The following is a 17,043-nucleotide window of genomic DNA, read 5'->3' as shown; positions in this document are numbered from 1 at the left end:
TTACCGGGCGTTCATGCGCAAGAATGCCGGTTGGCCAAGAAGGGATCCTCAATGGTTGAGCTCGGCAATCTGGCGGGTGTGCGCGGCGCCGAGTGGATCGGTCGGCCACCGCACGAGGAACTGCAGCGCAAGGTGCGTCCGCTGCTGCCCTGCGACGACCCGTTCTACCAGCCGCCGCCCGGGTTTCAGCACGCCGAGCCCGGCACCGTGTTGCGCTCGCGCGAGGTCGAGCTGGCGTTCTTGGGCCTGGTGCCGCAACCCGTCAGGGCCACCCAGCTGCTGTACCGCACGATGGACCTCAACGGCGAGCCCGAGGCGTCGGTCACCACGGTGATCGTCCCGGCCGAGCTGGCCGAGGGGCAGACCTGTCCGTTGCTGTCGTATCAGTGCGCGATCGACGCCGTGTCGTCGCGCTGTTTTCCCTCGTATGCGATGCGCAGGAGGGCGAAGGCGCTCGGGTCGCTGGCCCAGCTGGAGCTCCTGCTGGTCGCCGCCGCCGTCGCCGAGGGCTGGGCGGTCTCGGTGCCCGACCACGAGGGCCTCGGGGGCACCTGGGGCGCGCCGTACGAGCCGGGGTATCGCATCCTCGACGGCATCAGGGCCGCGCTGAGCTCCGAGCGCCTCGGATTGTCCCCGTCGGCGCCCATCGGGCTGTGGGGCTACTCCGGCGGCGGCCTGGCCAGCGCGTGGGCCGCGGAGATGTGCGGCGACTACGCGCCCGAGCTGGACATCGTGGGGGCGGTGCTGGGCTCGCCCGTCGGCGACCTGGGCAACACCTTTCGCCGCCTCAACGGCAAGTTCTTCGCCGGGCTGCCCGCGCTGGTGGTGGCGGCGCTGACGCACGTCTACCCCGACCTGGACCGGGTGATCAAGGAGCACACCAACGACGAGGGGCGCGCCCTGCTGGACTCGCTGAAGACGATGACGACCGCGGAGGCGGTCCTGCGGATGGCCGGCAAGAACATGGGCGACTACCTCGACGAGCCGCTCGAGGACATCCTGTCCACGCCGGAGATCACGCACGTCTTCCAGACCATCAAGCTGGGCGCGGTGGTGCCGACCCCGCCGGTGCTGATCGTGCAGGCCGTGCACGACTACCTGATCGACGTCAACGACATCGATGCGCTGGCCGACGCGTATTCGGCCGGCGGCGCCGAGGTCAGCTACCACCGCGACGCGTTCAACGAGCACATGCTGCTGCACCCGCTGTCCGCCCCGATGACGCTGCGCTGGCTCACCGACCGGTTCGCCCGCCGCCCGCTGAGCGACCACCTGATCCGGACCGTGTGGCCGACGGCGTTCAACCCGATGACCTACGCCGGCATGGTGCGCCTGGTCACGATCGCCGCCAAGGTCATCACCGGCCGCAAGATTCGCCACCGGCCGCTCTAAGGCCCCACAGACCCCTGTGAGATCGGGGCCTCGGGCTCCATGGGCAGCGTGGAGGACGGCTGCTCGGCGACCGGCACGGCCCCCAGGTCGTCGCGCGCGCTCCCGGCCGCGAGCACCGCGTACACCAGGGCGGCGACGCCCGCGGGCCACAGCAGGGTGAGCACCACCTGCAGCGGTCCCGGACCGAAGAACACCGGCGGCGCCTGGACGACGTACGCCACCGCGGGCTTTCCGAACAGCGGCACGGCGTCGAAGTTCACCGCCCCGTAGCGCAGCAGGACCCCGAGCGCCCCCACCGCCGTGGCGGCCGCGGCGACGACGACCATGCCGACCGAAAGGCCGGCGACCGTCCCGGGCCCCCGGTGCTCGCGCCGCTGCCACGCCCACACCGGCGCGACGACCGCCACCACCGTCAGCAGACCCAGCATCAGGCACGGCGCGTTGAAGAAGTGCTCGGATTCGCTGCCCAGGTAGTCGTGCACCCGATCACCCGCGCGGGTGATCGCCACCACCACGTGGATCGGCGGGGCGATCCACGCCCACAGGGCGCCGATCAGCACCCCGACCGCCGAAAATCCCAGCGCCGCAATGACTTTCGCGCGCGCACGCCGCGGGGCGCCGGAGGGTCCGGAAGGTTCGGTCACCGCTGTGCCTCCAAGTCGGCCGAGTCCACCGCGCCGTGGCGCGAGCAGCGCGCCCGCCAGCCGTCGGGGCGCACCTGCACCACCATCCGGCGCCCGCACTCGGCGCAGAACCGGGGAGGCTCGAGGCCCAACTGGGCCGCCGTCGGTGACACCGTGCCCCCCAACTCCCCGGTGTAGACGTTGTACACACCGGCGCTCACCGGAACGCCCAGATCTCCAACCACGGTTCCAGTGTCTTACAAGGTGGCATTGAGCGCCTTGATGGGCATCTGCAGGTCGTCGAGCAGTTCCAGGTCGGCCTCGGCCGGGCGGCCCAGCGTGGTCAGGTAGTTGCCGACGATCACGGCGTTGATGCCGCCCAGGATGCCCTTCTTGGCGCCCAGGTCGCCCAGGGTGATCTCGCGGCCGCCGGCGAAGCGCAACATCGTGCGCGGCAGCGCCAGCCGGAACGCGGCCACCGACTTCAGCGCCTCGCTGACCGGCAGCACCTCCAGGTCCCCGAACGGCGTGCCCGGCCGCGGGTTGAGGAAGTTCAGCGGCACCTCGTCGGGCCCCAGCTCGGCGAGCTCGGCGGCAAATTCCGCCCGCTGTTCCAGCGTCTCCCCCATACCGAGGATGCCGCCGCAGCACACCTCCATGCCCGCGTCGCGCACCATCGACAGGGTCTGCCAGCGCTCCTCCCACGTGTGGGTGGTGACGACGTTGGTGAAGAACGAGCGCGCCGTCTCGAGGTTGTGGTTGTAGCGGTGCACGCCCATCGCCGACAGCTGTTCCACCTGCTCCGCGGTCAGCATCCCCAGCGAGCAGGCGATGTTGATCTCGACCTCGTTGCGGATCGCCTCGATGCCGGCCGCGACCTGGGCCATCAGCCGCTCGTCGGGACCGCGCACCGCGGCCACGATGCAGAATTCCGTGGCGCCCGACTTGGCGGTCTGCTTGGCGGCCTCGACGAGGCTCGGGATGTCCAGCCGCGCGCTGCGCACCGGCGACGAGAACAGCCCCGACTGGGAGCAGAAGTGGCAGTCCTCGGGGCAACCGCCGGTCTTCAGGCTGATGATGCCCTCGACCTCCACCTCGGGGCCGCACCAGCGCATCCGCACCTCGTGAGCCAGCGCCAGCAGCTCATCGAGCCGGTCGTCGGGCAGCCGCAACACGCGCAGCACCTGGCCGAAGCCGAGCCCCTCACCGCGCTCCAGCACCTGCCGGCGCGCCTCCGCCAGGATGTCTGCGTCGTTGCCGGTCTCGGCCGTCGGTCGAGTCGCCGCTCGCGTCACCAGGTACTCCCCTGCCTGTTTCTCGTGTCCACGCGCCGGGACACGCCCGCCGTCGACGGCGGCCTGAACGAAAAGGTGTTCAAAGTAGGGTAACGGCCGAGGAACACGAACCATCCCTGGGTATACGAGCATGGTGACTCCGCACGTCGAGCACGTCGGGCACGTCGAGTACGTGGCGCACCACTACCTGCTGCTGGCCGCGCCGGCGTTCCTGCCGGCGGTGATCGTCGCGGGCGTGGTGCTGTACATCGCGCTGCGCGACCGCCGCGCCGGCCGCGGCACACCGGACGACGCCAACCAGCGATCCGACCCGGCCGGCAAAAAGCATGATTGACGGGCGCTGAATCGGGGCATTATCAATTCGATCGCTAACTTACCTCCAAGTAAGAAGCGGTCGTCGGATCAATTCTCCCGGGGCGGCCCGGCGCGGTTGGGAGGCACATGACGATGAACTCGACGGAACTGACGATTGTCGCCGACGCACCGGCGCGCGGTGCGGGGCTGAACCAGGTGATCGGGCTGTCGATCGCCGCGGCGGTGATCACCGCGGTGCTGCTGTGGGTCGGCTACGCGCACCGCAGCCATCGCATCGACTGGCTGACGCGGATTGCCGACAAGATGGGCGAGAAGTTCCACCGTCCCAACTGGGTGGCCCTGCCGGTGCTGGTGTTCACCACGTCGATCATCTGCGCGCTGTTCGGCTTCATCTGGGACGTGAGCTGGCACATCGGCAACGGTCGCGATCCCGGTCCGCTGGCCAACCCGGCGCACTACTTCATCATCATCGGACTGTTCGGCATCTTCGTGGGTGGGATGCTCGCGGTCGTGCTGCCGTTCGACAGGCCCGGCCCGGCGGCGGTGCGCATCACGCAGAACTGGTATGCGCCGGTCGGCGGCGTGCTGATGGCCGGCTGCGGGCTGTACGCGATGATCGGCTTCCCGCTCGACGACATCTGGCACCGGATCTTCGGCCAGGACGTCACCCTATGGGGCCCAACGCATTTGATGATGATCGGCGGCGCCGGGTTTTCGTTGTTCGCGGTGCTGATGCTGGAGCGCGAAGGCGAGGCCGCCGAGGGCGAAAACGTCTACCACGGCGTGTTCATCAGGTTCCTGCGCTACCTGTCGTTCGGCGGCATGTTCATCGGCCTGTCGGTCTACCAGATCGAATACGACTTCGGCGTCGAGCAGTTCCGCCTGGTGCTGCAGCCGATGATGATCGCCGCCGCGGCCGCGCTGGCGGCGGTCGCCGCCCGCATCACGATGGGGCGCGGGGCCGCCATCCTGGCCGCCGTGTTCGCCATCGCCCTGCGGGGCGCCGTGGCGCTGCTCGTCGGGCCCATCCTGGGGGCACCGATTAACTGGTTCCCGCTGTACCTCGGCCCCGCGGTGGTGGTCGAGCTGATAGCGCTGACCCCGCTTTTCAAGCGCCCCTTGGCTTTTGGCGCGGTCTGCGGCCTCGGCGTCGGCACCGTCGGGCTCTGGCTGGAGTCGCTGTGGATCGCGGCGGTGTACCACTACCCCTGGCCGGCCAGCATGTGGGGCGAGGCCCTGGCCATGGCGGTGCCCGTCGCGGTGCTGACCGGGATGTGCGGGGCGCTGTTCGGCATGGTGCTCACCGGCCAGCGCCTGCCCGGCCGGGCCGTCGGCATCACCGTCGTCGCGGTCACTGTGCTGGTGATCGGCGGCGCGGTGGCCAACGGGCTGCACATCGTCGTGCCGGGCAAAGACAGCGCCACCATCAGGTTGACCGACCAGCCCAGTCCCCCCGGGCAGCGCATGGTGTCGGCCGATGTGCAGCTCTCGCGGCCCGATATCGTTGGCCCACAGCCGGATTGGGTGACGATCCTGTCCTGGCAGGGCCGCATGGAGAACAACCGCGGCCTGCAGATCGACCGGCTCGACAAGATCGGCCCGGGCCACTACCGCTCCACCCGGCCGATACCGGTGTGGGGATCGTGGAAGACGCTGCTGCGCGTTCAGGACGGCTACACGATGACGGCGGTGCCGATCTGGGAACCGGCCGACGACGCCATTCCCGCGCCTGAGGTTCCCGCCTTGGCGGTGAGCGACCGGCCGTTCGTCCAGGAGATCACGATCCTGCAGCGCGAGCGCGACCAGAACGCCCCGGCGTGGTTGTTCACCGCCGGCTCCATCGTGGTGCTGTTCCTGACGCTCGCGGTGATCGCCGCGCTCACCTGGGGCGCGGGCCGGATCAACAACAACCTCACCGAACCGGAGCCCGTCGAGCAGAGACGCCCGATTCCGAAAGCCGCGTAACGCGATGGTCTTTCGTGCCACTCTCATCACGACGTGGGCGGCGGGGCTGGTGTGCGGCCTGGTCGCGTGCGGGGGTTCGCCCGGCCCGCCCCCGGCGGCCGGCCTGGACATCGACGTGACGATCGCCAACGGCCAGGTCACGCCGACCAACGCCAGGCTGCGGGCCAGGGTGCGCCAGCCGATCACCCTGCACGTGACCAGCGACGCCACCGACGAGCTGCACGTGCACTCGACGCCCGACCACAAGTTCCAGGTCGCGGCCGCGCCGAATCAGACGTTTCGGTTCGGCGTCGACGTCCCCGGCAACGTGGAGGTCGAGCTGCATCACCTGGACCGCACGATCGCGACCATCCAAGTGCAACCGTGACCGCTGATCGCGCGGCCGTGCTGGCGCATGGCCTCGGCGGCTCGAGCGATCTCCCGGTCCCCTACGCCTACGCGATGGTCGGGGCGGCCTGGGCGCTGACGTTCACGTTCGCGTTGGTCGCGTTCGCGTGGCGGCAACCGAGGTTCGACCCCGAGGCCCCCGGACGCCCGCTGCCGGCCGCGCTGACCACTTTCGTCGACGCGCGCGCGACGCGCTGGACGGCCGCTTGCGTGGCGCTGGCGTTCGCGGTGTGGGTGGTGGCGGCCGGGCTATGGGGCCCGCAAACGCAGGACAACGGGCTGTTGGGCGCGTTCTACGTGTTGCTGTGGGTCGGGCTGGTCGCGCTGTCGCTGGCGTTCGGGCCGGTGTGGCGGGTGATCTCGCCGGTGCGCACGGTGTACCTGCTGCTGCGGCGGGCCGTGCCGGGGAGGGTGGGCCGGCCGCGGCTGTCGTATCCCGAGGCCTGGGGCTACCGCCCGGCCGCCGCGGGCCTGTTCGCCTTCGTCTGGCTGGAGCTGGCCAGCCCGAACTCGGCGTCGCTGCCCTGGGTGAAGTCGTGGCTGCTGGCCTATGTCGTGGTGCTGCTGGGCGGCGCGTGGCTGTGCGGGCAGCGCTGGCTGGCCAGGGTCGACCCGTTCGGCGTGTACAGCGTTGCGGTGTCCCGGCTTTCGCCGTTTCGCCGCTCGCGCGCGACCGGGAGGATCGTCATCGGCAACCCGTTCGACCACTTGCCATCGCTGCCGGTGCGCCCCGGCGTGGTCGCGATGCTCGCGGTGTTGCTCGGGTCGACGGCGTTCGACAGCTACTCGTCGTCGCCGACGTGGCGCAACTTCGCCGACCGGCTTGCCCGCCTCGCCCACGGCGTGCCGGCGACGCTGTCGTCGTCGATCCTGCGGACCGTCGGCCTGCTGGTGTTCGTTTCGGTTGTCGCGCTGACGTTTTCGGTCGCGGCGCGGGCCACCGGCGGGGTGGACCGCGCGCAGCGCCGCGCGTTGCCCGGCCAGATGGCGCACTCGCTGATCCCGATCGTGGTGGGCTACATCTTCGCGCACTACCTGTCCTACCTGGTGGAGCGCGGGCAGCAGGCCGTCATCGCGCTGTCCGACCCGTTCGGCCGCGGTTGGAACCCGTTGGGGCTGGCGCACTCTCACGTGGCCTATGTGTTGTCGACGCACCCGCCGGTGCTGGCCGGCATCAAGGTGGCCTGCGTGGTCACCGGGCACATCGTGGCGGTGATCGCGGCCCACGACAGGGCGCTGCGGCTGCTGCCGGCTGGGCATCAGCTCACCGGGCAGCTGACGATGATGCTGGTGATGGTCGGCTACACCTTCACCGGTTTGTACCTGCTGTTCGGCGGGTAGGCGCGTCAATCGATCGGGTGCTCGGCCTTCTTGCTGCCGTCCCAACGCCGCAACCCGACGAAGCGCCCGTCGATCTGCGCCGGGCGGCCCGCGATGCGCAGCGCCCGCCCCAACTGGCCGCCGCCGACCCGGCGGGCCAGCGTGACATGGGCGGTCCACTGGCCGGGCAGGCTGTTGGCCATCGGCGCGGGCGCCATGTGCGGGAGGCACAGCCGATGCACCTCGGCGTGCAGGGCCAGCAACTCGGTCGTCGGCACCACGAGGCGCGCGAAGACGACGTTCGCGCGGCCGAACAGGACCGGCGCGCCGATCGCGGCGGCCAGCGGGAGGCGTTCGCTGACCGGCCTCAGCAGCTCGTCGACGTCGACGGCGATGCGTTCGGCGACGGCCAGCGTCACGTGCGGGCGGCTGGCCGGTGCCTGGCTGGGGATTCCGGCTCCGGCGAGGTCGGCCCAGATGCGACGGATCACCGCCTCGGTGTCGTGGTCGAAGACCAGCTCGATCGAATGGACCATCAACCGACCAGCGTGGCAACCCAGTCGCGGTCGAACGCCGCCTTGCTCATCGCCGCGAATTCCGCCGCGCCCATCGAGCCGGCCCCGGCGGGCAGCGCCGCCCGAACCGGCGCCAGCCGCGACAGCGCGGGCAGGTTCGACGCCTCGGCCGGCCCTGGCCGCGCCGGCCAGCTGCCGACCACCAGCCCCGCGCACGAAACACCTTGTGCGGCAAGCGCTTCCAGGCTGAGCGCGGTGTGGTTGAGGGTGCCCAGCTCCGCGGTGACCGCGACCAGCGCCGCGGCGCCCAGGTCGACGGCGAGGTCACGCAGGGTGACGCCCGCGTCGGCGACTTCGACCAGCAGCCCGCCGGCGCCCTCCACCAGAGTCAGCCGCCCCGGACGGTCCAGCTCCCCGATGAGCCGCAGCACCTCGTCGCGGGTGGGCAGGGCCATCCCGGCCCGCTCGGCCGCCGCGGCCGGGGCCAGGGGCTCCGGGTAGCGAGCCAGCCCGGCGAGTTCGGTCACCCCGGACAGCCGGGCGACCTCGGCGAGGTCGTCGTCGCCGCAGTCGGTGCCGGTCTGGACCGGCTTGCACACCGCGACGTCGATGCCGGCCTGACGGGCGTGACTCGCCAGCGCCGCGGTGACGATCGTCTTGCCGACGCCCGTGCCGGTGCCGGTGACGACCAGAACGGTCAACGGCGCGCCACGGCAAGCACATCCGTCAGCACGCGGCGCGCGATCTCGAGCTCGGCGGCATCCAGCGACGCGCGCGCGGTCAGCCGCAGCCGCGACGTGCCGGCGGGCACCGTCGGGGGCCGGAAGCAGCCCACCTTCACGCCGGCGTCCAGGCAGGCGGTCGCGGCGGCCAGCGCCACCTCCGGGTCGCCGAGGACCACCGACACCACCGCGGACTGCGGCGCCTCGTCGACCCCGCAGATCCCGGCCAGCGTGCGGGCGTGCCGCAGGACCGCGTCGGGCCGCCACGGCTCGGCCCGCAGCACGCGCAGGGCGGCCCGCGCGGCGCCGACGGCGGCGGGGGCCAGGCCGGTGTCGAAGATGAACGGGCGGGCCGCGTCGATCAGGTGGGCCCGCACCTGCGCCGGCCCGAGGACCGCGCCGCCCTGGCTGCCCAGCGCCTTGGACAGCGTCGTCGTCATCACCACGTCGGGCGCGCCCGCCAGCCCCAGCTCGTGCAACAGGCCGCGCCCGCCGCCGCGCACGCCCAGGCCGTGCGCCTCGTCGACGATGAGCAGTGCGCCGTGCCGCCGGCACGCGTCGTGCAGCTCCCGCAGCGGTGCCAGCGCACCGTCGGCGCTGAACACCGAATCGGTGACGACGACGGCGCGTTCCTCGGCGCGCGAGCCCAGCGCCACTTCCACGGCGCCGACGTCGCGGTGCGGGGTCACGACAACCCGGGCCCGCGACAGCCGGCACGCGTCCACCAGCGAGGCGTGCGAATACGCGTCGGAGACCAGCAGCGAACCCGGGCCGGACAGGCCGACGACGGCCCCGAGGTTGGCGGTGTATCCCGAGGAGAACAGCAAACCCGATGCGGCGCCGGCGAATTCGGCGAGCTCGGACTCGAACTGCTGGTGCAGTTCGGTGTCGCCGGTGACCAGGCGCGAGCCCGTGGCGCCGGCGCCCCACATGCGCAGCGCCTGCACGCCGCCGTCGATGACGTCGGGGTGCTGCGACAGGCCCAGGTAGTCGTTGGACGCCAGGTCCAGCTCGGTCGCCACGGCAGGACGGGGTCGCAGCGAGCGGCGCAGCCCGGCCTCGCGACGCTGCGTCTCCACCTCGTCCAGCCAGGCCAGCGGGGACAGCTCGATCGGTGCCTGCGGGGAGGCGTTCATAGGCGTTCAGCCTACGAGCCTGGCCACCTCCACCATCGCCGAGGTGATCCGCGCGATCTCGTCGGGCCCGCAGACGAACGGCGGCATCGCGTAGACCAGGTTGCGGAACGGGCGCAGCCAGACGCCGTGGTCCAGCGCCGCGGGGGTGGCGACGGCCAGGTCGACGGGCCGGTCGCACTCGATGACGCCGATGGCGCCGCACACCCGGACGTCGGTCACGCCGGGCAGCGCCCGGGCGGGTTGCAGGCCGTCGGCCAGCCCGGCGGCTATTTCGGCCACCCGCGATCGCCAGTCCTGGCCGAGCAGCACCTCGACGCTGGCCACCGAGACCGCGCACGCCAGCGGGTTGGCCATGAAGGTGGGCCCGTGCATCAGCGCGCCCGCCGCCCCGGAGCTGATGGTGCGGGCGATGTCGGTGCTGCACAGGGTGGCGGCCAGGCCGAGGTATCCGCCGGTGAGCGCCTTGCCGACGCACATGATGTCCGGGCTGACCCCGGCGTGGTCGGCGGCGAAGAGCTCGCCGGTGCGCCCGAACCCGGTCGCGATCTCGTCGAAAACGAGCAGGACGTGGTGGCGGCGGCAGGCCTCGCGCAGGTCGCGCAGGTAACGGGGGTCGTGGAAGCGCATCCCGCCGGCGCCCTGCACGACGGGTTCGACGACGACGGCCGCCAGCTCGGCGGCGTGTTCGACCAGCTGTTGCTCGAACGCGGCGCTGTAGGCGGGGTCGTAGTCGCGCGGCACCTGCGGGGCGAACACCTGCCGGGCCAGGATGTCGGTCCACAGCGAGTGCATGCCGCCGTCGGGGTCGCAGATGCTCATCGGCGTGAAGGTGTCCCCGTGGTAGCCGCCGCGCCAGGTCATCAGCCGGTGCTTGCCGGGCAGGCCGCGGGCGCGCCAGTACTGCAGCGCCATCTTGACCGCGACCTCCACCGACACCGACCCGGAGTCGCTGAAGAAGACGGTGTCCAGCCCCGCCGGGGTGATGTCCACCAGCAGCCGGGCCAGCCGGGCCGCGGGCTCGTGGGTCAGCCCGCCGAACATGACGTGGTTCATGGTGTCCAGCTGGGCTTTGAGCGCGGCGTCCAGCACCGGGTGCCCGTGCCCGTGGATCGCCGTCCACCAGGAGCTCATCGCGTCCAGCACGTCGACCGGCTTGCCGTCCCTGATCAGCGTCAGCCAGGCGCCGCGGGCGCCGACGGCCACGACGGGCGGCACCGGCTCGGCGCCGATGGTGCTGTAGGGGTGCCATAGGTGCGCGGCGTCGATGGCACTGATCTGCTCGGGCGTCAACCCGGGTGTCGCCGCAGGCATAGAGACCGAGCGTAAAGCAGTTGGGTCGCGCAAACCCCGGCCATCGGGAAGCATCTGACGGCATGGCTTCGCCGCAACCGCCCGACGACGCTGACACCGACGACTCCGGGGCGGGCGACCCCGGGCCGCCGAAGGTCATCCGGCTGCGGGTGGCCGTGTGGGACGTGGTCTGCACCGTGTCCCTGCTGACGCTGCTCGTCGTCCTGGCCACCGCGACGAGCTGGCCGTCGAAGCTCTACGGCTTCCTGGGCGACGTGTGCGCGGACGAGACCTGCGGGCCGGTCCCCTACGGAATCGACATGTATATCTACCCGGTGGTGTGGGGCGGCATCGGCGCGGCGGCCGCCGCCGCGGTGATCGGGCCCGTCGTTTCCCTCCTGAAGGGGTGGTACATGTCCTTCTGGCCGGTTTTGGCTCTCGCGGTCCTGACGGTGAGCTCCGTCGCCGGGTCCATGATCACGCTCTACAGCCAACGCTATTGGCACTGAAAATTGTGGCGCGGCCGGGCACGAAGTGAGACCGAAATCACAACGGCGCATGCGGGATTCGACGCGGCAGTCACCATCCGGTCACGGTCCGACAAATAATCCCGCGTAGGGCCCTTCGGCCATTTTCCACATGCAACTTCTGGGGTAAAAGTTTCTGTAGTGACTGGTGTGACTCAACGGGTTGACCGTTCCGCCCAGTCCAGAGAGGTTGGAAAGCCAAAATGAAACGCATTTACGCCTTCGCGGTCGGTCTGGCCATGCTGGTGGCGCCGCTGGCGACCGCCGGGCTGGCCGCCGCCGACCCCGGCACCCGGCAGATGGACTACCAGCAGGTCACCGACATCGTGGTCCAGCGCGGCCTGTCGCAGCGCGGCGTGCCCTTCTCCTGGGCCGGCGGCGGTGTCAACGGCCCCACCCGCGGCACCGGCACGGGCGCCAACACCGTCGGCTTCGACGCCTCGGGCCTGATGCAGTACGCCTACGCCGGCGCTGGGATCAAGCTGCCGCGTTCCTCCGGCGCGATTTACCGCGTCGGCCAGAAGGTCCTGCCGCAGGACGCGCGCAAGGGCGACATGATCTTCTACGGTCCGGAGGGCACGCAAAGCGTGGCGATGTACCTCGGCAACGGCCAGATGCTCGAGGTGGGCGACGTCGTCCAGGTTTCGCCGGTGCGCAGCGCCGGCATGGCCCCCTACCTCGTTCGGGTACTGGGGACCCAGCAGGCCCCGCTGCAACAGGCGCCGCAGACCCCGGCCCAGCAGGCACCGGTGCAGCGGGCGCCGATGCAACAGCAGCAAGCCCCGGTCCAGCAGGCGCCGATGCAGCAGATGCCCGGGCAGGTCCCGACGCAGCAGCTCCCGACGCAGCAGGCCCCGCTGCAGCAGGCGCCGGTCCAGCAGGCGCCGATCCAGCAGCCGTCGGTGCAGCAACTCCCGGGGCAGCAGTTGCCGGGGCAGCTGCCAGCACAGCAGTTGCCGGGGCAGCAGTTACCGGCGCAACAGGCCCCGACGCTGCAGCTGCCCGCGCAGCCGACGCCGTGGCAGCCGGCCCCCGGCACCGTGAGGTAGCCGGCCCGTCCCCTCCCAGCCCGAACAACCGCCACCCGCTCGCTGTCAGGAGCGGATGGCGGTTTTCGGTAAATTAGCGGTCGACCATGCAGACCCCGCCCCAGCCCGCGCCGCCGGTCGCCACCGCGAACCCGGTCGCTGACGGGGCGCCTGCCGGGCGGTCGACGGGGTTCTACCGCTACGACCTCGACGGCCTGCGCGGCGTCGCGATCTTGCTGGTCGCCATGTTCCACGTCTGGTTCGGCCGGGTCTCCGGCGGCGTGGACGTGTTCCTGGCGCTGTCCGGGTTCTTCTTCGGCGGCAAGATCCTGCGCGCCGCGCTCAACCCGGCCGTGTCGCTGTCGCCCGTCGCGGAAGTGACCCGGCTGGTCCGCCGGCTGGTCCCCGCGCTGGTCGTGGTGCTGGCCGGGTGCGGACTGCTCACCATCCTGGTGCAACCGGAAACCCGCTGGGAGACCTTCGCCGACCAGAGCCTGGCCAGCCTCGGCTACTACCAGAACTGGGAGCTGGCCATCACCGCGTCGGACTACCTGCGCGCCGGCGAGGCAGTCAGCCCGCTGCAGCACATCTGGTCGATGTCGGTGCAGGGCCAGTTCTACATCGCCTTCCTGCTGCTGGTGGCCGGCTGCGCGTACCTGTTTCGGTGCAGGCTGGGCACCCACCTGCGGACCCTGTTCATCGTGCTGCTGGCGGCGCTGACCGCGGCCTCGTTCGGCTACGCGATCGTCACCCACCTGGACAACCAGTCGATCGCCTACTACGACAGCTTCGCGCGGGCCTGGGAGCTGCTGCTGGGCGCGCTGCTCGGCGCGCTGGTGCCCTACGTCCGCTGGCCGATGTGGCTGCGCACCGCCGTGGCCGCCGTCGCGCTGGCGGCGATCGTGTCGTGCGGGGCCCTGATCGACGGCGTCAGGGAATTCCCCGGCCCCTGGGCGCTGGTGCCCGTCGGGGCCACCATGCTGATGATCCTCGCCGGGGCCAACCTGACGAGCCGCCCCGACACCCGGATGCCGCTGCCCAACCGGCTGCTGGCGACCGGGCCGCTGGTCGCCCTGGGCGCGATGGCGTACTCGCTGTACCTGTGGCACTGGCCGCTGCTCATCTTCTGGCTGTCCTACACCGGCCACCGGCACGCGAACTTCGTCGAGGGCGCCGCGATCCTGCTGGTGTCGGGGGTGCTGGCGCACCTGACCACCCGGCTCGTCGAGGACCCGCTGCGCTACCGCACACCGAACCGCGCCGCCGCGCCGACGCCCGCCGCCATCGGATGGCCGGCGCGCCTGGGCCGGCCGACCATGGCGCTGGGGTCGGCGGTGGTGCTGATGGCCGTCACGCTGACGGCAACGTCGTTCACCTGGCGTCAGCACGTCACGGTGCTGCGCGCCGCGGGCAAGGAGCTCAGCGTGCTCAACCCGCAGGACTACCCCGGCGCCCGCGCCCTGACCGAACACGTGCGGGTGCCCAAGCTGCCGATGCGCCCGTCGGTGCTGGAGGTCAAGCAGGACGTCCCGGTCTCGACGAGGGACGGTTGCATCAGCGACTTCGTCAACCCGACGGTGGTCAACTGTGTCTACGGCGACGCGGCGGCCACACGGACGATCGCGCTGGCGGGCGGATCGCACGCCGAGCATTGGCTGCCCGCGCTGGACCTGCTCGGCCACGCGCACCACTTCAAGGTGGTGACCTACCTCAAGATGGGTTGCCCGCTGTCCACCGAGCAGGTCCCGCTGATCATGGGCAACAACGCGCCCTACCCGCAGTGCCGCGAGTGGGTGCAACGGACGATGAGCAAGCTGGTCAGCGACCGCCCCGACTACGTGTTCACCACGACGACGCGGCCGTGGAACATCAAGGCCGGCGACGTCATGCCCGCCACCTACATCGGGATCTGGCAGACGTTGTCCGACAACAACATTCCGATCCTCGGGGTGCGCGACACCCCGTGGCTGGTCAAGGACGGGAAGCCGTTCGACCCGGCGGACTGCCTGGCCAAGAAGGGCGGCAACGCACAGTCGTGCGCGATCAAGCGTTCCGACGTGCTGTCCGACCACAACCAGACCCTGGACTTCACCGCGCAGTTCCCGCTGCTGAGGGTGCTCGACATGTCGGACGCGATCTGCCGCGCCGACGTCTGCCGCCCGGTGGAGGGAAACGTGCTGATCTATCACGGCGCCCACCACCTGAGCCCCACCTACATGCGGTCCATGGCGCACGAGCTGGGCTTGCAGATCGCGGCCAACACCGGTTGGTGGTGACGCAGCCCCGCCCGGCGAGCGCGGATAAGGTCGAATGATGCCGCCGAACAATCCACCCGCGACTTCGGGCGTCGCGGAAACAGACACCGACGAATCCGGACCCACCCTGCCCACCGTGTGGCCGGGCACTGCCTATCCGCTCGGGGCCTCCTATGACGGCGCGGGGACTAACTTTTCGCTGTTCTCCGAGATCGCCGACAAGGTCGAGTTGTGTCTGATCGACGACAGGGGCGTCGAGTCGCGGATAACCCTCGACGAGGTCGACGGATACGTCTGGCATGCGTACCTGCCGAACATCACCCCGGGCCAGCGCTACGGCTTTCGTGTGCACGGGCCGTTCGATCCGGCCGCCGGCCACCGGTGTGACCCGAGCAAGCTGTTGCTCGACCCGTACGGCAAGGCCTTCCACGGCGACTTCGAATTCGGTCAGGCGCTGTACTCCTACGACCTGAACGCCGTCGACCCGGACGGCCCCAACGCCGACGGGCTCGACACCGGAACTCCCCCGATGGTCGACTCGCTGGGCCACACCATGACCAGCGTGGTGAGCAACCCGTTCTTCGACTGGGGATCCGATCGGGCGCCGCTGACCCCGTACCACGAAACGGTGATCTACGAGGCGCACGTGAAGGGCATGACGCAGACCCACCCCGGCGTGCCCGAGGGGCTGCGCGGGACGTACGCCGGGCTGGCCCACCCGGTGGTGATCGAGCACCTGAAGTCGCTGAACGTCACCGCGATCGAGCTGATGCCGGTTCACCAGTTCATGCACGACGCGCGGCTGCTGGACCTGGGCCTGCGAAACTACTGGGGCTACAACACGTTTGGGTTCTTCGCCCCGCACAACCAGTACGCGTCCAACCGCAACGCCAGCGTCGCCGAGTTCAAGACCATGGTGCGCAGCCTGCACGAGGCCGGCATCGAGGTCATCCTCGACGTGGTCTACAACCACACCGCCGAGGGCAATCACCTGGGGCCGACGATCAACTTCCGCGGCATCGACAACGCGGCCTACTACCGGCTGGTCGACGAGGACCTGCGGTTGTACAAGGACTTCACCGGCACCGGCAACAGCCTCAACGCCCGTCATCCGCACGTGCTGCAGCTGATCATGGACTCGCTGCGCTACTGGGTGACCGAGATGCACGTCGACGGGTTCCGGTTCGACCTGGCCGCCACGCTGGCCCGCGAGCTGCACGACGTCGACCGCTTGAGCGCGTTCTTCGATCTGGTGCAACAGGATCCGATCGTCAGCCAGGTCAAGCTGATCGCCGAGCCGTGGGACGTCGGCGAGGGCGGCTATCAGGTCGGCAACTTCCCGGGTTTGTGGACCGAGTGGAACGGGAAGTACCGGGATACTGTGCGTGACTACTGGCGGGGCGAGCCCGCGACCCTCGGCGAGTTCGCCTCCCGGCTGACCGGTTCCTCGGACCTCTACGAGGCCACCGGCCGGCGCCCCAGCGCGAGCATCAATTTCGTCACCGCCCACGACGGGTTCACGCTGAACGACCTGGTGTCCTACAACGAAAAGCACAACGAGGCCAACGGCGAGGACAACCGCGATGGCGAAAGCCACAACCGGTCGTGGAACTGCGGCGTGGAGGGCCCCACCGACGACCCCGACATCCTCGAGCTGCGTGGCCGCCAGATGCGCAATTTCTGGGCCACCCTGATGGTCAGCCAGGGCACACCGATGATCGCCCACGGCGACGAGATCGGGCGCTCCCAGAACGGCAACAACAACGTCTATTGCCAGGACTCCGAATTGTCTTGGATGGATTGGTCTTTGGTCGACAAGAACGCCGACCTGCTGGCGTTCGCGCGCAAGGTCACCACGCTGCGCAAGAACCACCCGGTGTTCCGCCGGCGCCGGTTCTTCGAGGGCGAGCCGATCCGGACCGGCGACGAGGTTCGCGACATCGCCTGGCTGACACCGGGCGGCAGGGAGATGACGCACGAGGATTGGGACAAGAGCTTCCACCATCGCTGCGTCGCGGTGTTTCTCAACGGCGACGCCATCACCGCCCCGGACGCCCGCGGCGAGCGGGTGGTCGACGACTCTTTCCTGTTGTGCTTCAACGCCCACGACGACTACGTGGAGTTCGTCGCGCCGCACGACGACTACGCGCAGCAGTGGACCGTGGAGCTCGACACCAACAATCCCGTCGGCGACGCCGATCTGGTGGTCGCGGCCGAGGAGAAGTTCGAAGTCCCCGCCCGCTCGTTGCTGATCCTGCGTAAGACCGCCTGAC

16 protein-coding genes are annotated in these 17,043 nt (G+C 70.4%); 9 read left to right on the top strand and 7 right to left on the bottom strand.

The annotated features are described in order from the left end of the window. The first annotated feature begins 51 nt into the window (after nt 1–51). A complete protein-coding gene (locus tag AC5Y6X_RS09795; protein ID WP_499986180.1) occupies nt 52–1,392 on the top strand; it encodes a lipase family protein in 1,341 nt (446 codons plus the stop codon). Here the strand turns inward: AC5Y6X_RS09795 and AC5Y6X_RS09790 are convergent. Genes AC5Y6X_RS09790 through bioB form a run of 3 tightly spaced genes read right to left on the bottom strand, consistent with a single transcriptional unit; the run spans nt 1,389 to nt 3,310 of the window. Next, on the bottom strand, nt 1,389–2,036 hold the full coding sequence (locus AC5Y6X_RS09790; protein ID WP_499986178.1) for a DUF2567 domain-containing protein: 648 nt from the start codon (nt 2,034–2,036) through the stop codon (nt 1,389–1,391). The two genes, AC5Y6X_RS09795 and AC5Y6X_RS09790, sit on opposite strands and share 4 nt — an antisense overlap. Then, nucleotides 2,033–2,260 carry a biotin synthase auxiliary protein BsaP gene (gene bsaP / locus AC5Y6X_RS09785; RefSeq protein ID WP_499986176.1) on the bottom strand — a complete coding sequence of 76 codons (228 nt, stop codon included), beginning with the start codon at nt 2,258–2,260 and terminating at the stop codon, nt 2,033–2,035. The genes AC5Y6X_RS09790 and bsaP overlap by 4 nt, the downstream gene beginning before the upstream one ends. A 12-nt stretch (nt 2,261–2,272) precedes the next feature. After that, on the bottom strand, nt 2,273–3,310 hold the full coding sequence (gene bioB / locus AC5Y6X_RS09780; RefSeq protein WP_499986173.1) for a biotin synthase BioB: 1,038 nt from the start codon (nt 3,308–3,310) through the stop codon (nt 2,273–2,275). A 130-nt stretch (nt 3,311–3,440) separates the two neighbouring features. Here bioB and AC5Y6X_RS09775 point away from each other — a divergent pair, with 130 nt between their 5' ends. The 4 genes from AC5Y6X_RS09775 to AC5Y6X_RS09760 all read left to right on the top strand — a co-directional run bounded on the left by AC5Y6X_RS09775 (nt 3,441) and on the right by AC5Y6X_RS09760 (nt 7,318). Then, nucleotides 3,441–3,644 (top strand): hypothetical protein, encoded by a 204-nt coding sequence (locus AC5Y6X_RS09775; RefSeq protein ID WP_499986172.1) that lies wholly within the window; start codon nt 3,441–3,443, stop codon nt 3,642–3,644. Between the two features lie 107 nt (nt 3,645–3,751). After that, nucleotides 3,752–5,590 (top strand): hypothetical protein, encoded by a 1,839-nt coding sequence (locus tag AC5Y6X_RS09770; RefSeq protein WP_499986170.1) that lies wholly within the window; start codon nt 3,752–3,754, stop codon nt 5,588–5,590. 4 nt (nt 5,591–5,594) lie between these two features. Further along, entirely contained in the window at nt 5,595–5,957 is a 363-nt protein-coding gene (locus AC5Y6X_RS09765) for a hypothetical protein (RefSeq protein ID WP_499986168.1), read from the top strand. Continuing rightward, nucleotides 5,954–7,318, top strand: a complete 1,365-nt coding sequence (locus tag AC5Y6X_RS09760; protein ID WP_499986167.1) for a hypothetical protein — start codon at nt 5,954–5,956, stop codon at nt 7,316–7,318. Before AC5Y6X_RS09765 ends, AC5Y6X_RS09760 begins: the two co-directional genes overlap by 4 nt. A gap of 5 nt (nt 7,319–7,323) precedes the next feature. Here AC5Y6X_RS09760 and AC5Y6X_RS09755 read toward each other — a convergent pair whose 3' ends face one another. The 4 genes from AC5Y6X_RS09755 to AC5Y6X_RS09740 are packed head-to-tail and all read right to left on the bottom strand — an operon-like array spanning nt 7,324 to nt 10,981. Then, on the bottom strand, nt 7,324–7,833 hold the full coding sequence (locus tag AC5Y6X_RS09755) for a 2'-5' RNA ligase family protein (RefSeq protein ID WP_499986165.1): 510 nt from the start codon (nt 7,831–7,833) through the stop codon (nt 7,324–7,326). Continuing rightward, entirely contained in the window at nt 7,833–8,513 is a 681-nt protein-coding gene (gene bioD, locus AC5Y6X_RS09750) for a dethiobiotin synthase (RefSeq protein WP_499986164.1), read from the bottom strand. Before bioD ends, AC5Y6X_RS09755 begins: the two co-directional genes overlap by 1 nt. Further along, on the bottom strand, nt 8,510–9,670 hold the full coding sequence (locus AC5Y6X_RS09745) for an 8-amino-7-oxononanoate synthase (protein WP_499986163.1): 1,161 nt from the start codon (nt 9,668–9,670) through the stop codon (nt 8,510–8,512). The genes bioD and AC5Y6X_RS09745 overlap by 4 nt, the downstream gene beginning before the upstream one ends. A 6-nt stretch (nt 9,671–9,676) precedes the next feature. Beyond that, the gene (locus tag AC5Y6X_RS09740; RefSeq protein ID WP_499986161.1) at nt 9,677–10,981 is read right to left on the bottom strand and encodes an adenosylmethionine--8-amino-7-oxononanoate transaminase; all 1,305 of its coding nucleotides are present in this window, start codon (nt 10,979–10,981) and stop codon (nt 9,677–9,679) included. 62 nt (nt 10,982–11,043) lie between these two features. Here AC5Y6X_RS09740 and AC5Y6X_RS09735 point away from each other — a divergent pair, with 62 nt between their 5' ends. The 4 genes from AC5Y6X_RS09735 to glgX all read left to right on the top strand — a co-directional run bounded on the left by AC5Y6X_RS09735 (nt 11,044) and on the right by glgX (nt 17,042). Then, nucleotides 11,044–11,469 (top strand): hypothetical protein, encoded by a 426-nt coding sequence (locus AC5Y6X_RS09735; RefSeq protein WP_499986160.1) that lies wholly within the window; start codon nt 11,044–11,046, stop codon nt 11,467–11,469. 221 nt (nt 11,470–11,690) lie between these two features. Beyond that, complete coding sequence (gene ripD, locus AC5Y6X_RS09730) at nt 11,691–12,536, top strand: NlpC/P60 family peptidoglycan-binding protein RipD (RefSeq protein ID WP_499986158.1); 846 nt, start codon at nt 11,691–11,693, stop codon at nt 12,534–12,536. 86 nt (nt 12,537–12,622) lie between these two features. Further along, nucleotides 12,623–14,791 (top strand): acetyltransferase SucT, encoded by a 2,169-nt coding sequence (gene sucT / locus AC5Y6X_RS09725; protein ID WP_499986155.1) that lies wholly within the window; start codon nt 12,623–12,625, stop codon nt 14,789–14,791. A 37-nt stretch (nt 14,792–14,828) separates the two neighbouring features. Beyond that, a complete protein-coding gene (glgX, locus tag AC5Y6X_RS09720; RefSeq protein ID WP_499986153.1) occupies nt 14,829–17,042 on the top strand; it encodes a glycogen debranching protein GlgX in 2,214 nt (737 codons plus the stop codon). The last annotated feature ends 1 nt before the right edge of the window (nt 17,043 follow it).

The sequence above is a fragment of the Mycobacterium sp. NGS26 genome, assembly GCF_059813025.1.
This window is presented reverse-complemented; position numbering and strand designations above follow the sequence as displayed.

Excerpts from the sequence above, each read along its gene's own strand:
- AC5Y6X_RS09795 (WP_499986180.1), top strand. The coding sequence starts at position 52 with ATGGTTGAGCTCGGCAATCTGGCGGGTGTGCGCGGCGCCGAGTGGATC.
- AC5Y6X_RS09775 (WP_499986172.1), top strand. The coding sequence starts at position 3,441 with ATGGTGACTCCGCACGTCGAGCACGTCGGGCACGTCGAGTACGTGGCG.
- AC5Y6X_RS09770 (WP_499986170.1), top strand. The coding sequence starts at position 3,752 with ATGACGATGAACTCGACGGAACTGACGATTGTCGCCGACGCACCGGCG.
- AC5Y6X_RS09765 (WP_499986168.1), top strand. The coding sequence starts at position 5,595 with ATGGTCTTTCGTGCCACTCTCATCACGACGTGGGCGGCGGGGCTGGTG.
- AC5Y6X_RS09755 (WP_499986165.1), bottom strand. The coding sequence starts at position 7,833 with ATGGTCCATTCGATCGAGCTGGTCTTCGACCACGACACCGAGGCGGTG.
- AC5Y6X_RS09745 (WP_499986163.1), bottom strand. The coding sequence starts at position 9,670 with ATGAACGCCTCCCCGCAGGCACCGATCGAGCTGTCCCCGCTGGCCTGG.
- AC5Y6X_RS09740 (WP_499986161.1), bottom strand. The coding sequence starts at position 10,981 with ATGCCTGCGGCGACACCCGGGTTGACGCCCGAGCAGATCAGTGCCATC.
- AC5Y6X_RS09735 (WP_499986160.1), top strand. The coding sequence starts at position 11,044 with ATGGCTTCGCCGCAACCGCCCGACGACGCTGACACCGACGACTCCGGG.
- ripD (WP_499986158.1), top strand. The coding sequence starts at position 11,691 with ATGAAACGCATTTACGCCTTCGCGGTCGGTCTGGCCATGCTGGTGGCG.
- sucT (WP_499986155.1), top strand. The coding sequence starts at position 12,623 with ATGCAGACCCCGCCCCAGCCCGCGCCGCCGGTCGCCACCGCGAACCCG.
- glgX (WP_499986153.1), top strand. The coding sequence starts at position 14,829 with ATGCCGCCGAACAATCCACCCGCGACTTCGGGCGTCGCGGAAACAGAC.